The organism is Pseudomonas sp. M1, from assembly GCF_022760135.1.
Lineage (GTDB): Bacteria > Pseudomonadota > Gammaproteobacteria > Pseudomonadales > Pseudomonadaceae > Pseudomonas > Pseudomonas citronellolis.
The window spans coordinates 5333073-5350846 of record NZ_CP094343.1 but is presented as its reverse complement, the minus strand read 5'-3'; the positions used below and the strand labels follow the sequence as shown (position 1 = coordinate 5350846).

Genomic DNA, 17774 nt, shown 5'->3' with positions numbered 1-17774 from the left:
GACGGACATGGACGCAACCTGGTACGTACTCCTGGCCCTGCTGCTGTTCGGCGCGGCGCTGGCCCTGCTGGTGTCGCAGAGCCGCGCGGCCAACCGCGAGCAGCACCTGATCGAACAACGCCTGGGCGCCGCCGCGCAGGGCGGCGAGGACGCCGCGCGCTGGGGCGCCCGGGCCATCGAACGGCTCGGCGACGGCCCGCTGGGGCGGCGCCTGCAGCCGGGCGACCAGGAGGTGCGCGACCTGCTGGCCCGCGCCGGCTGGAACGGCAACCTGCCGCGCAGCCTCTACCAGGCCGCGCAGCTGGCCTTGCCGCTGCTGGCCTGCGCCCTGGTGGCGCTGGCCGGCCTGCTGCGCGGCGACGCCCTGGACGACCTGCTGCTGCCGCTGGTCTTCGCCGCCGGCCTCGGCTTCCTGCTGCCCAAGCGCGTGCTGGCGCACCTGGCGGACAAGCGCTGCCGGCGCCTGGCCGAGGAAGTCATCGTCTTCATCCAACTGATCCGCATCCTCTTCGACACCGGCCTGACCGTGGAACAGGCGTTGCGGGTGGTGCAACTGGAGGGCCGCAACATCGTGCCGCTGCTGACCCAGGAGCTGGACCTGGTGCTGGCCCACGCCGACAGCGGCCTGGACCTGGCCGACGAGCTGGACCAGCTGGCCAGGCGCCTGCAGGTGGCCGAGCTTGCCGACTGCTGCGGCGTGCTGCGCCAGATGCTGCGCCAGGGCGGCAGCGCACGGGCCTCGCTGGCGACGCTCAAGGCCCTGTTCGAGGACCGCCGGCTGACCTCGCTGCAGGAAAAGATCAGCAAGCTGGCGGCGAAGATGAGCCTGGTGATGATCACCCTGCTGTTCCCGGCGCTGCTGATCATCCTGGCCGGGCCGGGGTTCATGGCCATCACCAAGGCACTGGGGGGAATGTGATGAGGACGTTGTGCTTGCTGGGCTTTATCGGCCTGGCCCTGGGCGGCTGCGCCAACCTGCCGGACGACCTGCGCGGCAACCTGGCGGAGAGCTTCCCGGCCCTCGGCCAGAGCTGCGGCAGCCGCCTGAGCCAGGACCAGGAACTGCAGCTGGACATGGCCCGCGGCATGTTGCGCGAGGGCCGCCTGCACGCCGCCCTGGCGCACCTGCAGACGCTGCCGGCGCAGTCGCTGGACGTGCGCGAAAGCAAGGCCGTGGCGCTGCGCCGCATCGGCAGCCCGCAGGCCAGGGCCGAGTACCAGGCCCTGCTCGGCACCTGCAAGGCCGGCGAGGCGCACCACGGCCTGGGCCAGATCGCCCTGCGCGAGGGGCGCATCGCCGAGGCCGAGCGCGAACTGCGCGTGGCGGCGCGGTTGCAGCCCACCGACCGGCTGGTGCGCAACGACCTGGGCGTGGTGCTGCTGCGCAAGGGCGACCGCGAAGGCGCGCGCTTCGAATTCCTCACCGCCCTGGAACTGGACGGCGACGACAAGCTGCCGGCCAGCAACCTGCTCAGCCTGTTGCTGCTGGAGGGCAAGACCGCCCAGGCCACGGCGCTGGCCGAGAAGGCGCGGCTGTCCGATGAGCAGGTGCGCCAGGCCCGCCAGCGCGCCGATGCGCTCAGGAGCGGCGCGCCGGCGCCGCGGGCGGCTCAAGTGGCAGCGCCGCTGCCAGCCGTGCCGGCAGCAGACGGCGCCAGCGTGGCCCAGGTCCGCGTGCAGGCGCAGCCCCTGCCGCAGCCGCTGGTGGAACAGCAGATCAGGTAATCGACGGCGGGCGCCCGGCCGCAAGGCGGCCAGGGCCCGCGATGGAAACGGAGACTAGCTATGAAACGGATCATCCTCAGCGGCCTTCTGCTGGCCGCCCCCCTGAGCCTTGGCGCCACCGAGTCGGTGCGGCCGCAAGCGGGCAGCAGCGTCCGCGACCAGTGGGAAGTCGAGCAGTGGCTGCAACTGCAGGCCAGCGGCCGGCAGGCCTCGGCCAACCGCCAGGCCGCCACCGCGGCCGAGCGCGACCGCGCCTACCGGCGCTACCTGGACAGCTACAGCCACCCGATCCCCGAGTACCTGCTGGACGAGAACCAGGGCTTCAACACCGGCAAGAAGTGATCCCCGACGTCAAGGAGATGTCCATGTTCGGCAAGCGGCAGCGCGGCGCTATCGGTGTGCTGGCGGCAGTCACCCTGCTGTTGGTGCTGATCTGCATGGCCCTGGTGGTGGACACCGGGCGCCTGTACCTGGAGCAGCGCAAGCTGCAGCGGGTGGCAGACATGGCGGCGCTGGAGAGCGCCACCCAGAGCGGCATGTGCGCTACCCAGGCGAACGCCGACGTGCAGGCGCTGGCGATCACCAGCGCGCGGCGCAACGGCTTCCCCGACGACGGCCGGCTGGTCGCAAGCCTGGGCGACGTGGTCTTCGACGGCAGCGGCCAGCGGCGCGTGTTCCGCGCCGCCAATAGCAGCTGGAACGACTCGGTGCAGGTCGTCGCCAGCCGCACGGTGCCTTCGAGCCTGGTGCTGAACGTCGCCTCGGTGTTCGGCGCCGGCACGCCCACCAGCGTCACCCTCCAGGCCCAGGCGGTGGCCCGGCGCCAGGCCATGGCCGCGCTGTCGGCGGGCAGCGGCCTGCTGCGCCTGGACAGCAGCAATTCACCTCTGCTCAACGCCTTGCTCGGCGGCCTGCTGGGCACCCGGCTGAACCTCGACCTGGTGACCTACCAGGGCATCGCCGGCGCCAACGTCAACCTGCTCGCCCTGGGCGAACAGCTGCAACTGGCCGGCGTCGACCTCGACCTCGGCTCGGTGGACAGCCTGCTGGACGCCGACGTCAGCGTGGCGCAACTGCTGCAGGCCGCCATCGACGCCGCCGACGCCTCGCAGGTCGCCGGCGTCAACCTCGCCCTGCTGCGCAGCGCCCTGGCCAGCATCAAGGTGCCCTCGGCGAACATCAGCCTGGGGCAGATCATCAGCGTCATCGCCCCGGACAGCGCGCGCAACGCGGCCCTGGGCGCCGACGTCAACCTGCTGGACCTGCTGATGACCACCGCGCTGGTGGCCAACAAGCAGCATGCGCTGGCGATTCCCGGCCTGACGCTGAACGTGCCGGGGCTGACCAGCCTGACGGTGAAGCTCACGGTGATCAGCCCGCCAACCATCGCCGTCGGCTACCCCGGCAAGGACGCCACAGGGCAGTGGCGGACCCGCGCCAGCTCGGTGCAGGTGGCCCTGAACGTAGTGGCCGACGTGGACCTGCTCAAGCTCGGGCTGGTCAACGCCCATATCGACCTGGGCGCCAGCGTGGCCCAGGGCTACGCCGCCCTGGACAGCATCGCCTGCGGCGGCGCCCAGCGAGCCTCCCAAGTCAACGTCAAGGCGCAGCCCGGCGTGGCGGCGGTGGCGCTCAACGACCTGAGCGTGAAGCTGCTGGGCAACGGCAACGCCTACCTGGCCAGCGTGTCGGTGAATACCCGCAAGGGCGACGTGGCGCTGGCTGCCCCCGGGGAACAGCCGCTGGCCTTCGACATTGCCTCGCCGGCCGACCTGCCCAGCGCCGTGCAGCGCGTGCAGAGCCCCCTGGGCGCCTCGCTGGCGGCGGGCATCGCCAGCCTGTCGCGGAACCTGAGCCTGTCCGTCGAACTGAACACCCAGGGCCTGCTGTGCAAGGCGCCCCTGGTCGGCTGGCTGCTCTGCCCGCTGGGGAAACTGCTCGACGGCGTGGTCGGCGGCCTGGTGAATTCGCTCGGCGACCTGACCAGCCTGCTGACCCAGGCGCTGGCCTCGGTGCTCGCCAGCCTGGGCAGCCAGCTGATCGACCCGCTGCTGCAACTGCTGGGCATCCAGACCGGCACCCTCGACGTGCGCATCATCGACCTGCGCACCCCGGGCGCCCAACTCCTGATCTAGGCCACGGCCGTCGCCAGGCAACCACGACTCTACCCGGGGGAACCCATGCAGCAGAAACACCCGAGCCGCCAGCGCGGCGCCGTGACCATCGAGTTCGCCGCCGCCTTCATCCTGTTCTTCACCGTGATGTACGGCGTGCTGGCGTACGGCATCCCCATGCTGGTGCTGCAGTCGTTCAACGACGCCGCGGCCGCCGGCGCGCGGGTGGCGCTGTCGGTGAACGACTCGCTGGGCTCGCAGCAGTACCAGGCGGCCCTGCAGGACACCGTGGCCCAGGCCGTGTCGAGCCGCCTGGGCTGGATGCCGAGCCGCTGGTACACCGGCTGCAGCGGCGGCAAGTACGTGGCCGCGCCGGTGGCCGAGGGCCGCTACACGCGCATCACCGTCTGCGTGCGCTACCCCGCTGATGCCACCCCGCTGGTGCCGGTGCTGACACTGCCGGGCATTGGCCCGGTGCCGCGGTTGCCCGCGGTGCTGCAGGCCCAGGCCAGCCTGCTGCTGTGAGGTCGACGATGCGAGGCCTGTTCCGTGGCCAGTCCAACGACAAGGCCGCCCCGGTACCCGGTGGCGATGCGCTGATGCAAGAGACACAGAGCGGCCTGGACGAGCCGTTCTGGCAATGGAGCCAGGCGCACTGGGACCTGTGCATCGAGCTGGATGCCGAGGACCGCGTGTGCCGCCTGGGCGGGCGCCGCGCCCGCTGCCTGGCGCAGCCGACACATGCCGATGCGGCGCGCCTGGGCGACTACCTGGAGCGCAGGTCCCGGCCCGCCGGGGCGCCGCTGGAATTGCGCCAGGGCCGCCAGGCGGACCTGGCCCTGCGCAGCCTCGACCAGCAGCCGCTGGTCTTCCGCGTGCAGGTCAGCCCGCTGGCCGGCCGCGGCTGCCTGCTGCTGGGCACCGACATCTCCGACCTGAACTGGCAGAGCGACCGGGAAAAGTCGCAGATGCAGTGCTTCAACGTGATCAAGCAGTTGCTCTCCCGGCTCAGCCACGTCGCCCTGGCCGAGCTGCCGGGCGCGCTGGGCGAAGTGCTGGAGGTCATGGCCAACAGCTTCGCGCTGCAATCCATGGCGCTGGTCCTGGCGGAGCCGGGCGGCGGCGGGCGGGTGTTCGCCTGCTACGTCCGCCCCGGCGCCCACAGCCTGCTGCGCGAAGGCCTGGCCCTGCCGGATTGCGGGCTCGCCGCCCTGGCCGACAGCACCCTGCTCGGCGCCGGCGGGCCCGGCTCGGCCTTGCTCAAGCAACTGTGCTGCGAACGCCTGCGGGTGGTGCCGGCGACGCCGCAGGGCGGGCAGGGCGCCTGGCTGATCGGCGAACCGGACGGCCTCGACGAAGGCCGCGCGGGACTGTCGCCCGGCGACTGGCAGTGCCTGGCCGAACAACTGGCGCTGCAGGTCTTCGGCCGCCTCGAACGCAAGCGCCTGCGCAATGCCCTGCACCGGCTGAACCTGCTGGAGAGCAGGGTGCAGGGCGGCTACTGGCGCTACGACGCGGCGCGCGAAGGCTTCGAGTTCTCCGCCGCGGTGGCGGCCATCCTGGAATTGCCCGAGGGGCAGACGCGGCTGTCGCGGGAGGAACTGCTGCAGCGGCTGCATCCCGCCGATGCCGACGAACTGCTGATACGCCTGCGCCAACTGGGCCCCGGCGGGGAGCTGGCGCAGGACCTGCGCCTCTGCCCGGACTCCTGGACCCGCATCCGCCGCTGGCTGCACCTGCAGGGGCGCTGGCAGGGCGGCAGCGAGCACGGTTTCCTCGACGGCGTGCTGCTCGACGTCAGCGAGGCCCGCCAGCAGGCGCAGCAGGCCGAGGCCACCCATGCGCGCCTGCGCAACCTGATCGACAAGGCGCCGGTGGTGATCTACGTGCAGCGCGTGGAAGACGGCCAGCTGATTCCGGAGTTCTACAGCGAAAGCGCCGGCAACCTGCTGGGCCTGGACCTGCAGGCGAACAGCTGGCAGGCCCTGGCCGAGCGCGTGCACCCGGACGACCTGGGCAGCTTCTTCGAGCGCGGCCGCACGCTGCTGCGCGAAGGGCGCGTCAACGCCGAATACCGACTGCGCGACGGCGCCGGGCAATGGCACTGGCTGTACGACGAGGCCAAGCTGCTGCGCGACGCCCAGGGCCTGCCGCGGGAAGTGGTGGGCCTGTGGCTGGACGTGACCGAGCGGCACCAGGCCGCGCAGCGCATCGCCGAGAGCGAGGAGCGCTACCGGATGCTGGTGGAGGATTCGCCGGCGCTGATCTGCCGCTATTCGGCCAGCCTGGTGCTGACCTTCGTCAACCACACCTTCGCCAGCTTCCTCGGCGAGCCGGTGGAGGCCCTGCTGGGGCGGCGCCTGGACTACTGGCTGTCCGAGCGCGATTGCAGCGCCCTGCGCGCCCGCCTGGTCGAAGGGGCCGGCGGTGGCGTCGAGGAATCCTGGGAGCTGCGCTTCAACCTGCCCGGGCGCGAGTGCCGCTGGCTGATCTGGAGCGACCGCCTGCTGTTCGACGACCAGGGCCGGCTGCGCGAAGTCCAGGCGGTCGCCCGCGACAACACCTCGGTGCGCCATTCCCAGCAACAGCTCGCCCAGGGCGCCAAGATGGCCGCCCTGGGGCAGATGGTCAGCGGCATGGCCCACGAGATGAAGCAGCCCCTGCACGTCATGCGCCTGGCGCTGTTCAACGCCTGGCAGCGCCTGGACGACCCGCAGTACCTGGGCGAGAAGCTCAAGCGGGTGGATGCCCAGGTCGACCGGCTGACCCGCGTGGTCAACCACATGGGGGTGTTCAGCCGCAAGTCCGACCTGGACATGGCCCCGTTCGATCCCCAGGCCTGCTGCGAGGCGGTGGTGCTGCTGCTGGGCGAGAGCATGACCCAGCAGGGCATCACCCTGGAGCTGGAGGCGCCCCAGGCGCGGCCGAAGGTCATGGGCTTCGCCGACCAGTTGGAACAGGTGCTGGTGAACCTGCTGGCCAACGCCCGCGACGCCTTGCTGGAAAAGCGCGAGGGCGACAGGTGGATCCGCCTGGGCCAGCACCCTTGCGCCGAGCCCGGGTGGCTGGAACTGCACGTGTGCGACAGCGCCGGGGGCATCGAGCCGGCACTGCTGGAACGCATCTTCGAACCCTTCTTCACCACCAAGCCGGTGGGGCAGGGCACCGGGCTGGGCCTGTCGGTGAGCCACGACCTGATCCGCAACATGGGCGGCAGCCTGTGCGTGAGCAACGCCGAAACGGGGGCGCTATTCGTCATCCGCCTGCCCCTGGCGGAAGGCTGAAAGTTCCGGGGTGATGATTGCCGGCGAAGAAGTTCGCCGGTTTTTTCTTGCGATGTAGAAATAGATTCCGATGTTGGGCAAAGTTGCCCCCGGGGCATACTTTGTTTTTCATCATTCGAAGAACGATTGATTGCGACGATGATATAGCGAGGGCATTGATATGCTGTTGGCGATTCTTGCTGGCGTGCTTGTTGTTATTGTCCTTGAGTTTCTCCGCGTATTGAGAAACTCCGCCCGTAGGCGGCGCAATCCTGAAGACGAATGAGGTAGAAAAGGCGGGAGGCTGTCCCTGCAACGGGGCGGCCAGGTGTTGCTCAGGGGCGCGCGGCTAGGAACGTAGCGGCTGCGCGAAGGGGGCGAGGTTGCGCGCCGGGCTAGCCGGCCCGGGCCCTGGAGAAGCGGATCTTCTGCCAGCTGACCTCGCTTCTGAAGTCACCGGTATCACCCAGCAGCCTGAAGCGCATGCTGCGGTACAGGGCGGTGGGGAAGCTGCAACCTATTCTTCTGAGATGACCATACATCCAGAGCAGACCGGAGTCCTCGTATTGAACTTTCGCTTGCATGGCATTCCTTGAATGAAGGATGAGTCGTTCTTCTGGTTTTGCATAGGGCTCGACTTTTGAATTATGGAAGTGGGTGGATAACTTGGGTATATCCACATGGAACTAGTTGCTTCGTCTAGTTATTGAATAGGCGCGACTTTCCCGGGGTTATCCCGGTGGACTATCGGCGTGGGTTCTCGGGCGGCGGGTGCACTGCGGGAAGGGAAGGCCTGCCCCTCCCCGGTCATCGAACGTTCATTCCCCTGGCGGGAGCAGTGTGTCGATCTCGCGGAAGATCGCCTGCCATTCCGCCTCGCTCATCTCCATCAGGCCGAAGGAGCGCAGCAGGAAGGCGCCCTTGGCGGCGAGGAAGGCCAGGCGGGCGTTGCGGCTGCGCTCGTCGTCGCCGCCGTCCTGGATCAGCAAGGGGCGGTACCAGTCGCTGGAGCGCTGGCGCAGTTCCTCCCGGCTGAGCATCGCCGCCAGCACGGCCGCGGCGCGCTTGGCCAGGGCCTCGTCGCTGGCGGCCAGCAGTTGCACGTGGGCGCGCAGGTTGTCGAGCGGTTCCGCTTCGTCTGGGGCGTTGTCGCGTACAGCCACCTCGAACTCCGCTTTCCATCGGTTGAACATGGCCTCGATCAGCCCATCCTTGGTGCCGAAGCAGGATTGCACGCCACCCTTGCTGATCCCGGCGGCCTTGGCCACCTCGCCAATGGACAGCGCCGCAACGCCTTCGCGCATGACCAGGCCTTCGGCGGCATCCAGGACCTTGCCTCTATCAATGACGGGGCGCTTACTCATCAGGCCTCTTCTGCATTAGAATACGTTCGTATTTTAAGGTTGGCCAGCCGTGCGGCCGCCCGTGCCGGTTGTGCCCCGCTGCGCCTGGCAGCCAGGGGACGGCACGGCCCTTCTCGATTCGCAGCAGCCGCTAGAGCTGCGCGCGTGCGGTAATGGCCTGGGACCCTGTCCGGCAGGGAGGCGGTGGCTTCCATTCCTGACCGATTCGTCAACGCTTGCCACCCGCCTGGCGAGGGGCAAGTCATCAATGTTCATGGCAATGGCGATTTTTTGACATTGCCGGTCTTGCGGGTAAACGTCGCCGCTATGTGGACGGAAGGCTGACGCTTTCACCCAATGGGGAAGCATAACGCGCCCAGCGGGAAAGGCACGTCAGACATGCTGGCAATTTACAGGCGCAGTTGCCGATGCCGCCTGGCGACCCTTCGCCGAAGGCCGTCTCTGGATTGATGTATGGAAATGGAAAGCAGTACTTGCGCCGGTATCGCCTTCGCCAGGCGCATCTACGCGCCACGCAGCCTGGGCTGTGGTCTCAGCTTCGTTTTCATCGCGGTGCTCACCTATCCCGGGCACCCCGCGCTCTGGGCCTGGATGCTGGTCAACGGCTTCCTCTGGCCGGGCCTGGCCCGCTTCATCGCCGTGCGCGCCGCCGTGCCCTACCGGGCCGAGCTGCGCAACCTGCTGCTGGATTCGCTGTTCGCCGGCGGTTGGGTGGCGATCATGCACTTCAGCCTGCTGCCCTCGGCGCTGCTGCTGTCGATGGTCACCATGCACAACGTGGCGGCCAACGGCCCCGGCTTCATGCTCAAGGGCCTGCTGGCCAACGCGGCGGGCATCCTGGCGATGGGCTTGCTGACTGGCTACCAGGTGGACCTGGAGACGCCCGGGCGGGTGATCTGGGCCTGCCTGCCGATGCTGTTCTTCTACCCGCTGGCGGTGGGCTGGACCAGCTACAGCCTGGCGCGCCGCCTGCACGCCCAGCGCCGCGCCTTTTCCCTGGTGGACTGCTTCGACCAGCAGTTGCTGCTGTCCTACGACGTCTGGCTGCACCGCCTGGCCCAGGAATTCGGCCGCTGCCGGCGCGGCGGGCCGCGGGCGACCCTGGCGCTGATCCGCATCGACGACCACGCCCGCCTGCGCCTGCGCTACGGCAACCTCACCGCCGAAGCCCTCAGCGTGCGCCTGGGCCACCTGATCAAGGCCGAGGTGCGCAACACCGACCACGTCAGCCGCAAGCACCCGGACGAATACCTGGTGCTGTTCCGCCAGACCCACGGCGCCGGCGCCCGGGCCTGCGTCGAACGCATCGCCCAACTGTTCGGCAACTTCGACGAAGCCTCGCTGCCGCCGCTCTCGCTGAGCGTGGGCCTGGCCGACTACTCGACCGACTTCGCCAGCGAACACGACTGGATCGAACACGCCCGCCAGGCCCTGGCGCCGTGCGCCGCCGCCGAGGACGCAGCCCCGTAGGATCTCATCCGCGAACCGCGCCGGTGGTTCCGGCTATCGCGGACAAGGTCCGCTCCTACGGGAGGCACGCTGTGCTCCCCAGCAACCTGTAGGAGCGGGCCCTGCCCGCGATTTCGCGCGCAGGGCGCGCTCCTACAGGGGAATGGCGCGGGTGGGGCAGCGTAGGAGCGGATCTCATCCGCGAACCGCGCCGGTGGTTCCGGCCATCGCGGACAAGGTCCGCTCCTATGGGTAACTCTGGATTCGCCATTCGCTCCGAACGGCCCCCTCTCCCTGAAGGGAGAGGGTGCCATTCGCTCCGAACGGCCCCCTCTCCCTTCAGGGAGAGGGTTGGGGAGAGGGCGCTCTTACCCCCAACACCACAGTCACCGGGAAACTCCCTTCGCGAGCAAGCTCGCTCCTACGAAGAGCGCCTTGGCGCGATGCTCAGCCGGCTGGTATCCACCAACTCCACCACCCGCGCCCGCAACTGCCCGCAACCACCCTCCACATCCTGCCCGGCGCTGTTGCGCACCTTGGTCAGCACCCCCCGACTGTGCAGGTAGCGCACGATCTCGACGATGCGCCCGCCGTCCGGGCGCTGGTAGGCGTCGCCTTCCAGGGCGTTGAAGGGGATCAGGTTGAGCACCGCGAACTTGCCCCTGAGCAGGCGCAGGATGCCGTCCAATTCATCCTGGCCATCGTTCACGCCCTTGAGCAGCGTCCACTGGTACTGGATGGGGTAGCCGACCTGGCGGGCGTAGGCCTCGCCCAGTTCCACCAACTCGTCCGGGGTGAGCTTCGGCGCCTTGGGCAGCAGGTGTTCGCGCAGGTCCGCGCGGGTGGTGTGCAGCGACAGGGCCAGGGCCGGCTTCACCCGCTGTTGCGGCAGGCGCTCGAACACTCGCGGGTCGCCCACCGTGGAGAACACCAGGTGCTTGTGGCCGATGCCGCCGTCGCTGCCAAGGACATCGATGGCCTCCAGCACGTTGTCGAGGTTGTGCGCCGGCTCGCCCATGCCCATGAACACCACCTTCTTCACCCGCCGCAGGCGCCGCGCCAGCACCACCTGGGCGACCATCTCGGCGGCGCTGACCTGGCGCAGCAGGCCGCTGCGGCCGGTCATGCAGAAGCGGCAGCCCACCGCGCAGCCGACCTGGCTGGAGACGCACAGCCCATCGCGCGGCAGCAGCACGCTCTCCACCATCTGCCCGTCGGCCAGGCTCACCAGCAGGCGCTCGGAGCCGTCCCCGGCGGGGTGGCGGGAATGCAGGCGCGCCAGGCCTTCCAGCTGCGCGGCCAGCTCCGGCACGGCGGTGCGCACCGCCAGCGGCAGGAAGTCCTCGCTGGCCTGGCGCTTGGTCCCGGCATCCAGCGCCCGGCCCTGCAGCCAGGCACGCAGCATCCGCCCGCGATGGCGGGGCAGGGCGCCGAGGTCGGCGAGGCGTTGGTCGAAATCGGTCAGGCGCATGGGGCGCGCATGCTAACACCGGCGCGGGGTGTGGCGAAGGTGGGGCGACGGATGCCGGTGCTCCATGGGAGCACCGGCGCTCGCCCATGTGGCGGCGCCTGAAGAGGTGTTCAGCGGTCGCTGAAGCTTTCCACGAGATCCTCATGGCGGATCGCCTGGCCCGGTTCGAAACCGGCCAGGCGATCATGGGCGAGGTTCTCCAGGCGCAGGTCGTACAACTCATCGAGCAGGGCCTGGTAGGACTCGACGTCCAGGATGACCGCCATGGGAATCCTGCCCCTGACGACTACCAGTTTCTCGTGCTTTCGCGCCGCGACTTCCCGCAGCCTGGCGTCGAGCGTTCTTTTCAACTGGGTGAGCGAAACGGCGCGTGCCGTATGTTGGCGTGTGTTCATGGTGGTGCTCCCGATAGGCGAAGGCTGGACGATGGTTGAGCGGGCCCGCTCGGACCATGCCCCGAACAGCGTTTCGGAGGCTTCCCACATGGCTATCCGTTACGGGCTTACATCGCGCCTCTCTATTCTCCGCCGGTCACGGTCGATCCCGTGGCCGGGTTTGACAGCTCGATCTCCAGGCGCGATGCGCCCACGCTGGTGCATGTGAAAACGGCGAACCGTTTTCGCAGGTCCCCGTGCGAATGCAGGATTCTTCTGCAACGCTTCAATGGCGGTCCGCGCGGGGAGGCCTTCACGGTCTGCCGGTCCTGGAGCCGGTCTGTCAACCCCGCGCGGTCTGCCACCCTTCGAAGACAGCGATGAGTGGCAGCTCTCTACTCTTCTCCAGGAGCTACGCCATGCACGATGCATTTATCGCCACCACCTTCCTCCGCCACAACCGTCCCCTGCGCGGCCTGCTGATCGATGACCAACCCTGGTTCGTCGCCCACGACCTGGCGCGCCTGCTCGGGCTGCATCATCCACAGGCGCTGGCGCGGCGGCTGGATGCGCACGAAGCGCGCTCGGTGCTGTTGTGCGCGGCCTCCGGCGCCGAGGAGTGGCTGGAGGTGGTCAACGAAGCCGCGCTGTACAAGGCGTTGATCCGCTTCGGTCACCCGGAGAACCGAGCCCTGGGGCGTTGGCTGGGCGAGCAGGTGATTCCGCTGCTGCGCGACCAGGGCCGCGTCGATCCGCAACGGCCCCGGCGGGTGCTGATGAGCTGGCGCTCGCAACGGGTGACGTTGCTGGACTGGCAGGGTGAGCTATGGGTGCCGCTGCAGCAATTGCCCACCTTCAGCCCTTGCAGCGGCGAAGGCAGTGGCTGGCTGGGGCGCCTGCGAGCTTCGCTCTAGCCTGCGTATGCGAACGGGGCCGCCTGGTTTTGTCGTCATCCGGCAGGCTGCGGCCACAGCCTGCCGGTCAGGAAAGGCTTGCCCTGGCGGCTGGACGTGGCAAGCTAGCGGCCCTCCTGTCCACCCCTTCCGCATCATGTCGCTCAATCGCAAAGTCGTTCTCGCGGGCGTGCTCATCGTGGCCTGGCTCGGCATCCTGTTCGCCGCCTTCTGGTCGTTCCAAGGCCGCTACCTGCGCAGCTATCCCGATACCACCCAACTGTTCGATGGCCAGGCGCTGCAACTGCCGGCGCAACTGGCCGGCCCGGGGCACATCCGCGTGGTGCATTTCTGGGACCCGGAATGCCCGTGCAACGTTGCCAACCAGCAGCATCTGGCCTCGCTGATCAAGCGCTTCGAGCCCCAGGGCGTGGATTTCTACGCCTACCGCAAGCCCGGCACCCAGGGCCGCCTGGCCAGCGAGCTGTGGGGCCTGAAGCCGCTGCCGGAATTCCCCTCGCCGCCGCCCATCGCCGCCAGCCCCTCGGTGGCGGTGTGGGACCGCGACGGCAAGCTGGCCTACTTCGGCCCCTACAGCGAAGGCGCCACCTGCACCTCGGCCAACAGCTTCATCGAGCCGGTGATCCAGGCGCTGGTCGAAGGCCGCCAGGTGAAGTCCCCCAGCACCCTCGCCACCGGCTGCTACTGCGACTGGTAACGGCGTTGGGCGTGGCGTAGGGCGAATAACCGTTCGCGGTTATCCGCCGATACACCGAGGCCACAGCCAACGCCTAGGCCAACCCCGGAGCCGCCGGGGACCAAGGCCAAACGGCGGATAACGCCGTAGGCGTTATGCGCCCTACGCCAGGCCTGACCGTGACGTAGGGCGAATAACCGTTCGCGGTTATCCGCCGTTTGACCTTGGCCCCAGGCCGCGCTGGATTCGAACCCGAAGCTCCCGTTTCCGAGCGCTCCGGGCTTGACCAGGAGGCCAGCGTCGAGATGGGTGTAACGGCGTACAACCGCGAACGGTTGTACGCCCTACAGCGTCAGCGTGAAACGTTCCACCAGCGCGCCGGGCAGCAGTTGGGTGGCTGCGCTGCGGCGTCCGTAGGTGTTGGTGTCGATGCGCAGCGAGCGTTCTTGGGTCAGCGCCTGCAGGTGTTCGCCGAGCAGGCTGTAGAGGCTGTTGTCGAAGCGCATGCTGGCCAGGGGCGCGACTATCCGGCCGTCTTCCACCCAGAAGCTGGCGAAGCGCGTCATGCCGGTGATGCGCGCGGCGGCCAGGTCCGAGTAGTTCAGGTACCAGAGGTTGCCGATGTACAGGCCGGTGCCCAGGCGCGCCAGTACTTCGTCCTCGGGCAGTTCGCCGGCGGCCATGACCAGGGACTGCGGTGTCTCGTGGCTGTTGGCGCCGTAGGCGGGCAGGTTGAACTCCTTCGCCGAGCGCGGGCTGACCAGTTGGCCGACCATGCGCCCGCCTTCGATCAGCGCCTGGTCGCGGCGCAGGAAGCCGTCGCTGTCGAACAGCGGTTCCAGGCCGGCGCTGGCCGCTTCCTCCAGGCTGACCTGCGGCGACAGGCTGGCATGGCCCAGGTGCAGCGACAGCAGCGGGCTCTGGCGGGTGGCCAGTTCGCGGGCGGAGAAGCCGCCCCAGCACAGCAGCGAGATGATTTCCTCCAGCGCCGCCGGCGCCAGGTAGGCGCGGTAGGCGCCGGGTTGCAGCGTGCGCCGTGGGCGTTGCAGGTAGTCCAGCTGCTCGCGGGCGCGGGCGAAGGCCTGGCCCAGGGCTGCGGCATCCCAGTCGCGCGCGGCGTAGGTGGTCTTCACCGCTTCGCCGTTGTCGGCGAACAGGCTCCAGTCCAGGCTGGCGCTGCCGGCGGCATGCCAGCCGAAGCTGCCGCGGGTGTTGGCGAAGCCGCGGTACAGCGGGCCGCCGGCGTAGATGCCGACCAGGTCCAGGCCTTGCGCCTGGGCGTCCACCTGGTCGATCACCTCGCGGACTTCCGGCAAGCGGCCGGGGGCTTCCTGGACGCGGGTCCAGGGCTCGTCCTCCAGCAGCAGGTAGGGGTCTTCCGGAACCACTTCCAGGGTGCCGCGCAGTTGTTCCAGGCCTTGCTGCAGGCGCTGGCGGTCTTCCTCCGCGCCGCCGGTCAGGCTCAGCTCCAGACTGGCGTGGCGGGCGCCGCGGATCAGCCGCAGCTGCGCCTCGATCTGCAGCACGCGGGTGGCCTGGCGCACCCGGGCGTGGTTGAAGCGCACGAAGTCGGAGTCCTCGGCGGCGAGCCACAGGCTGAATTCCTCGTCGCCGCGCAGCCGGCCCTTGAGCCAGTCGGCGAGTTCGCGCAGGTGTTCGGGGGACAGTCGCAGTTGCATCAGGCCTGCCCTCCGAACACGGTGACGTCCTTGAACACGCAGGCCGGCGAGGCGTGGCCGACGGTGATCGCCTGGTTGGGCTCGCCCTTGCCGCAGTTGGCGGTGCCCAGCACGCTGAAGGTGGAGGTGTCGCCCACCGCGCCCAGGCTGCGCCAGAACTGCGCGGAGATGCCGCGGTAGTTGGGGTTGCGCACCACGCCGGCGAGTTCGCCGTTTTCGATCAGCTGGCCCCATTCGCAGCCGAACTGGAACTTGTTGCGCGCGTCGTCGATGGACCAGGAGCGGTTGGTGGCCATGAGGATGCCTTTTTCGATGCCGCCGATCAGTTGCGCCAGGTTCTCGTCGCCGGGCTCGACGTTGAGGTTGGCCATGCGGTCGATGGGCGCGCGGTTCCAACTGCTGGCGCGACTGTTGGCCACCCCGGCGAGCTGGCTGCGGGCCTGGGACAGGGCGCCGCCCAGGGGACGCTGGAGGATGCCGCCGGCGATCAGCAGTTGGCGCTCGGCGGGGGTGCCTTCGTCGTCGTAGGCGTAGCTGGCCAGTTCGTCGGGCACGTCCGGGGCGAAGCTGACGTTGAGCAGCGGCGAGCCGTACTGGTAATGGCCGAACATGTCCGGCGTGACGAAGCTGGTGCCGGCGTAGTTGCGCTCGTCGCCGAGGATGCGGTCCAGCTCCAGCGGGTGGCCGATGGATTCGTGGATCTGCAGGATCATCTGGTCGGGCATCAGCAGCAGGTCGCGGGTGCCTTCCGGGGTGTTGGGCGCCAGCAGCAGTTGCAGGGCCTCGTCGGCGACGCGCGTGGCGGCGCCAGCGAAGCCGCTGTGCAGCACCACTTCGGCGCCGCCCTGGCGCGCCACGTCGAAGGTGCGCGTCTGGCTCTGCCGGCCGTCGAAGGCGGTCACCGAGAGCCAGGGGTAGAGGCGCTGGGTCTCGTGCAGCAGGTCGCTGCCGTGGCGGTCGAGGTACAGCTGCCGTTCGCGCACCACGCGCAGGCTGGCGCTCCAGTCGACGATGCGTTCCTCGCGCGGCACCGCGGCGCATTCCGCGCGCAGCAGGTCCAGCCATTGCGCCAGGTCCGGCAGCGGGGTGTCGAGGTTCGGGCTGCTGCGCCGCTGGCGGCCGAGGTCGGCGCCGGCCTGGGCCGGGCGCGGCAGGGCGCGGGCGGCGATGCCGGCGGCGAGCTGGCGGGCGCGCTCGAAGGCCTGGCGCAGGCCTTGTTCGCCGAGGTCGCTGGTGGCGGCGAAGGCTTCCACGCCATCGACCTCGGCGCAGAGCATGGCGCCCTGGTCGAGGCCGTGGCGCACCGGGTCGGGCTGGTCGCGGGTGACGCCGCAATCGAGGCTGTGCCGTTGCACCAGGCGCAGGGAGCGGAAGGCCGGGTCGTGGCGCAGGGTGGAAACGAAGTGGCGCAGGGCCGCATGCAGGCTGTCGGGCATCCGGGGGCTTCCTGGGGAGGGGCGAACCTTGGATTGTGCTCCTGCCGCAAACTTCATTGCCAGTGTGAAAAAGGGGGAAAGAGCGTAGGGGATGGCTTTGGCTTTTGGGCTTTTTGGCTTTTGGGCTTTTCGTAGGAGCGAGCTTGCTCGCGAACAGGGGTTACCGGTGGCGTAGGTGTTGAGTTCAAGAGCGCCCTCTCCCCAACCCTCTCCCTGAAGGGAGAGGGGGCTGTCCTGAGTGGGCTGGGGGTCAGGTGTCATCCTTGCACATCGTCATTTCCGCGAACGGTTGTATGCCCTGCATCACCGGGTGGACCTGGCGTAGGGCGAATAACCGTTCGCGGTTATCCGCCGTTTGACCGTGCTCCCCGGCGCGCCTCGGTTACGGGTAATGCTCCAGCAGATAACGCAGCGACGCCGGCAACATGGGCCCATGCCCCAGGCCGTCGAAGCGCTGGTACTGCACCTGCAGGCCCGGCACCTTGGCCAGGTCGGCGCTCAGTTCGCGGGCCGGGCGTTCGGCGTCGCCTTTCAGCGGGCCGCGTGGGTTGCCCGGTTCGTCGCCGCCGCGCATCAGCAGCAGGCGCGGGCGGCTTTCGCCCAGGCGCTGTTGCAGGCCGGCGGCTTCGCGGACGATGGCGCCGTCGTGCCACCACAGCGAGGGGCTGGCGGCGGCGTAGGCGCTGAACTCGCCGGGGCGGGTGAACAGGGCGTGGAGCACGGCCAGGCCGCCGTAGGAGTGGCCCCAGAGGGTCTGCCGGCTGGCGTCGATGGGGGCGACGGCGGCGACCATGGGGCGCATGCGTTGGCGCAGCAGGTCGAGGAAGGCGTCGACGCCGCCGCTGGGCTGGCCGGTCAGCGGGTCGAGTTGCCTGGCTTCGCCGGGCAGCGGCGGGGTGTAGTCGTAGGTGCGGGCGTTGCGTTCGATGCGCTGCTCGGTCTGGTAGCCGACTGCGACCAGCAGCGGCGCCTGGCCGCTGGCGAGCTTTTCCAGGCTGGCGGCATCGAGCGCGCCGAGGGCGGCGTTGCCGTCGAGCATCCACAGCACCGGGTAGCCGGCGACGGGCGCCGGGCGCTCGGGCTTGCCGACCCACAGGCGATAGTGGCGCTGGCCGTCGGCGGAGTCGAGGTCCAGTTGGGTGAAGCGGTAGGCCAGGTCCTGGCGTTGCAGCAAGGTGGTGTCCATCTTCTGGTCCGGCGCCGGTTGCGCCAGGGCCACCGGGGCCGGCGCGGCCAGTGCCAGCGCCAGGACCAGGGGCAGGGTGGTGGTTTTCATCAGGCTATCTCGTCTGCCGGCCCCCGCCGGGAG

The 17774-nt window shown here is 69.3% G+C and carries 16 protein-coding genes; 9 read left to right on the top strand and 7 right to left on the bottom strand.

The features are described 5' to 3' along the window. Window positions 1-7 precede the first annotated feature (7 nt). From PM1_RS23545 to PM1_RS23520, 6 genes are read left to right on the top strand one after another with little or no spacing between them, the layout of a single operon-like run. The gene (locus PM1_RS23545) at window positions 8-919 is read left to right on the top strand and encodes a type II secretion system F family protein (protein WP_009618294.1); all 912 of its coding nucleotides are present in this window, start codon (window positions 8-10) and stop codon (window positions 917-919) included. Next, on the top strand, window positions 919-1725 hold the full coding sequence (locus tag PM1_RS23540) for a lipoprotein (RefSeq protein ID WP_009618296.1): 807 nt from the start codon (window positions 919-921) through the stop codon (window positions 1723-1725). The genes PM1_RS23545 and PM1_RS23540 overlap by 1 nt, the downstream gene beginning before the upstream one ends. 60 nt (window positions 1726-1785) lie before the next feature. Next, complete coding sequence (locus PM1_RS23535; protein ID WP_009618303.1) at window positions 1786-2067, top strand: DUF3613 domain-containing protein; 282 nt, start codon at window positions 1786-1788, stop codon at window positions 2065-2067. 23 nt (window positions 2068-2090) lie between these two features. After that, the gene (locus PM1_RS23530) at window positions 2091-3860 is read left to right on the top strand and encodes a pilus assembly protein TadG-related protein (protein ID WP_009618305.1); all 1770 of its coding nucleotides are present in this window, start codon (window positions 2091-2093) and stop codon (window positions 3858-3860) included. 45 nt (window positions 3861-3905) lie between these two features. Continuing rightward, window positions 3906-4364 carry a TadE/TadG family type IV pilus assembly protein gene (locus tag PM1_RS23525; protein WP_009618307.1) on the top strand — a complete coding sequence of 153 codons (459 nt, stop codon included), beginning with the start codon at window positions 3906-3908 and terminating at the stop codon, window positions 4362-4364. An 8-nt stretch (window positions 4365-4372) separates the two neighbouring features. Then, entirely contained in the window at window positions 4373-7123 is a 2751-nt protein-coding gene (locus PM1_RS23520; protein ID WP_009618309.1) for a PAS domain-containing sensor histidine kinase, read from the top strand. A 374-nt stretch (window positions 7124-7497) separates the two neighbouring features. Here PM1_RS23520 and PM1_RS23515 read toward each other — a convergent pair whose 3' ends face one another. Both PM1_RS23515 and PM1_RS23510 read right to left on the bottom strand, forming a co-directional pair. Continuing rightward, complete coding sequence (locus tag PM1_RS23515; protein WP_009618311.1) at window positions 7498-7686, bottom strand: hypothetical protein; 189 nt, start codon at window positions 7684-7686, stop codon at window positions 7498-7500. Between the two features lie 234 nt (window positions 7687-7920). Next, window positions 7921-8466, bottom strand: a complete 546-nt coding sequence (locus PM1_RS23510; RefSeq protein WP_009618318.1) for a TetR/AcrR family transcriptional regulator — start codon at window positions 8464-8466, stop codon at window positions 7921-7923. A 459-nt stretch (window positions 8467-8925) separates the two neighbouring features. Here PM1_RS23510 and PM1_RS23505 point away from each other — a divergent pair, with 459 nt between their 5' ends. Beyond that, on the top strand, window positions 8926-9936 hold the full coding sequence (locus PM1_RS23505; protein WP_161788511.1) for an MASE2 domain-containing protein: 1011 nt from the start codon (window positions 8926-8928) through the stop codon (window positions 9934-9936). Window positions 9937-10336: 400 nt separating this feature from the next. Here the strand turns inward: PM1_RS23505 and PM1_RS23500 are convergent, their stop codons facing one another. Further along, entirely contained in the window at window positions 10337-11386 is a 1050-nt protein-coding gene (locus tag PM1_RS23500) for an RNA methyltransferase (RefSeq protein WP_009618321.1), read from the bottom strand. A gap of 110 nt (window positions 11387-11496) precedes the next feature. Next, window positions 11497-11781, bottom strand: a complete 285-nt coding sequence (locus PM1_RS23495; protein WP_009618323.1) for a type II toxin-antitoxin system prevent-host-death family antitoxin — start codon at window positions 11779-11781, stop codon at window positions 11497-11499. 398 nt (window positions 11782-12179) lie between these two features. Here PM1_RS23495 and PM1_RS23490 point away from each other — a divergent pair, with 398 nt between their 5' ends. Further along, a complete protein-coding gene (locus tag PM1_RS23490) occupies window positions 12180-12674 on the top strand; it encodes a BRO-N domain-containing protein (protein WP_009618325.1) in 495 nt (164 codons plus the stop codon). A gap of 136 nt (window positions 12675-12810) precedes the next feature. Further along, window positions 12811-13371, top strand: a complete 561-nt coding sequence (locus PM1_RS23485) for a DUF6436 domain-containing protein (RefSeq protein WP_009618327.1) — start codon at window positions 12811-12813, stop codon at window positions 13369-13371. Window positions 13372-13694: 323 nt separating this feature from the next. Here PM1_RS23485 and PM1_RS23480 read toward each other — a convergent pair whose 3' ends face one another. The 3 genes from PM1_RS23480 to PM1_RS23470 form a co-directional block, all read right to left on the bottom strand. Beyond that, window positions 13695-15029, bottom strand: coding sequence for a TldD/PmbA family protein (locus PM1_RS23480; RefSeq protein ID WP_009618329.1), 1335 nt, complete (start codon window positions 15027-15029; stop codon window positions 13695-13697). After that, on the bottom strand, window positions 15029-16465 hold the full coding sequence (locus PM1_RS23475; RefSeq protein ID WP_009618331.1) for a TldD/PmbA family protein: 1437 nt from the start codon (window positions 16463-16465) through the stop codon (window positions 15029-15031). The genes PM1_RS23480 and PM1_RS23475 overlap by 1 nt, the downstream gene beginning before the upstream one ends. Window positions 16466-16847: 382 nt before the next feature. Further along, window positions 16848-17741 (bottom strand): alpha/beta hydrolase, encoded by an 894-nt coding sequence (locus tag PM1_RS23470; RefSeq protein WP_009618333.1) that lies wholly within the window; start codon window positions 17739-17741, stop codon window positions 16848-16850. Between the last annotated feature and the right edge of the window lie 33 nt (window positions 17742-17774).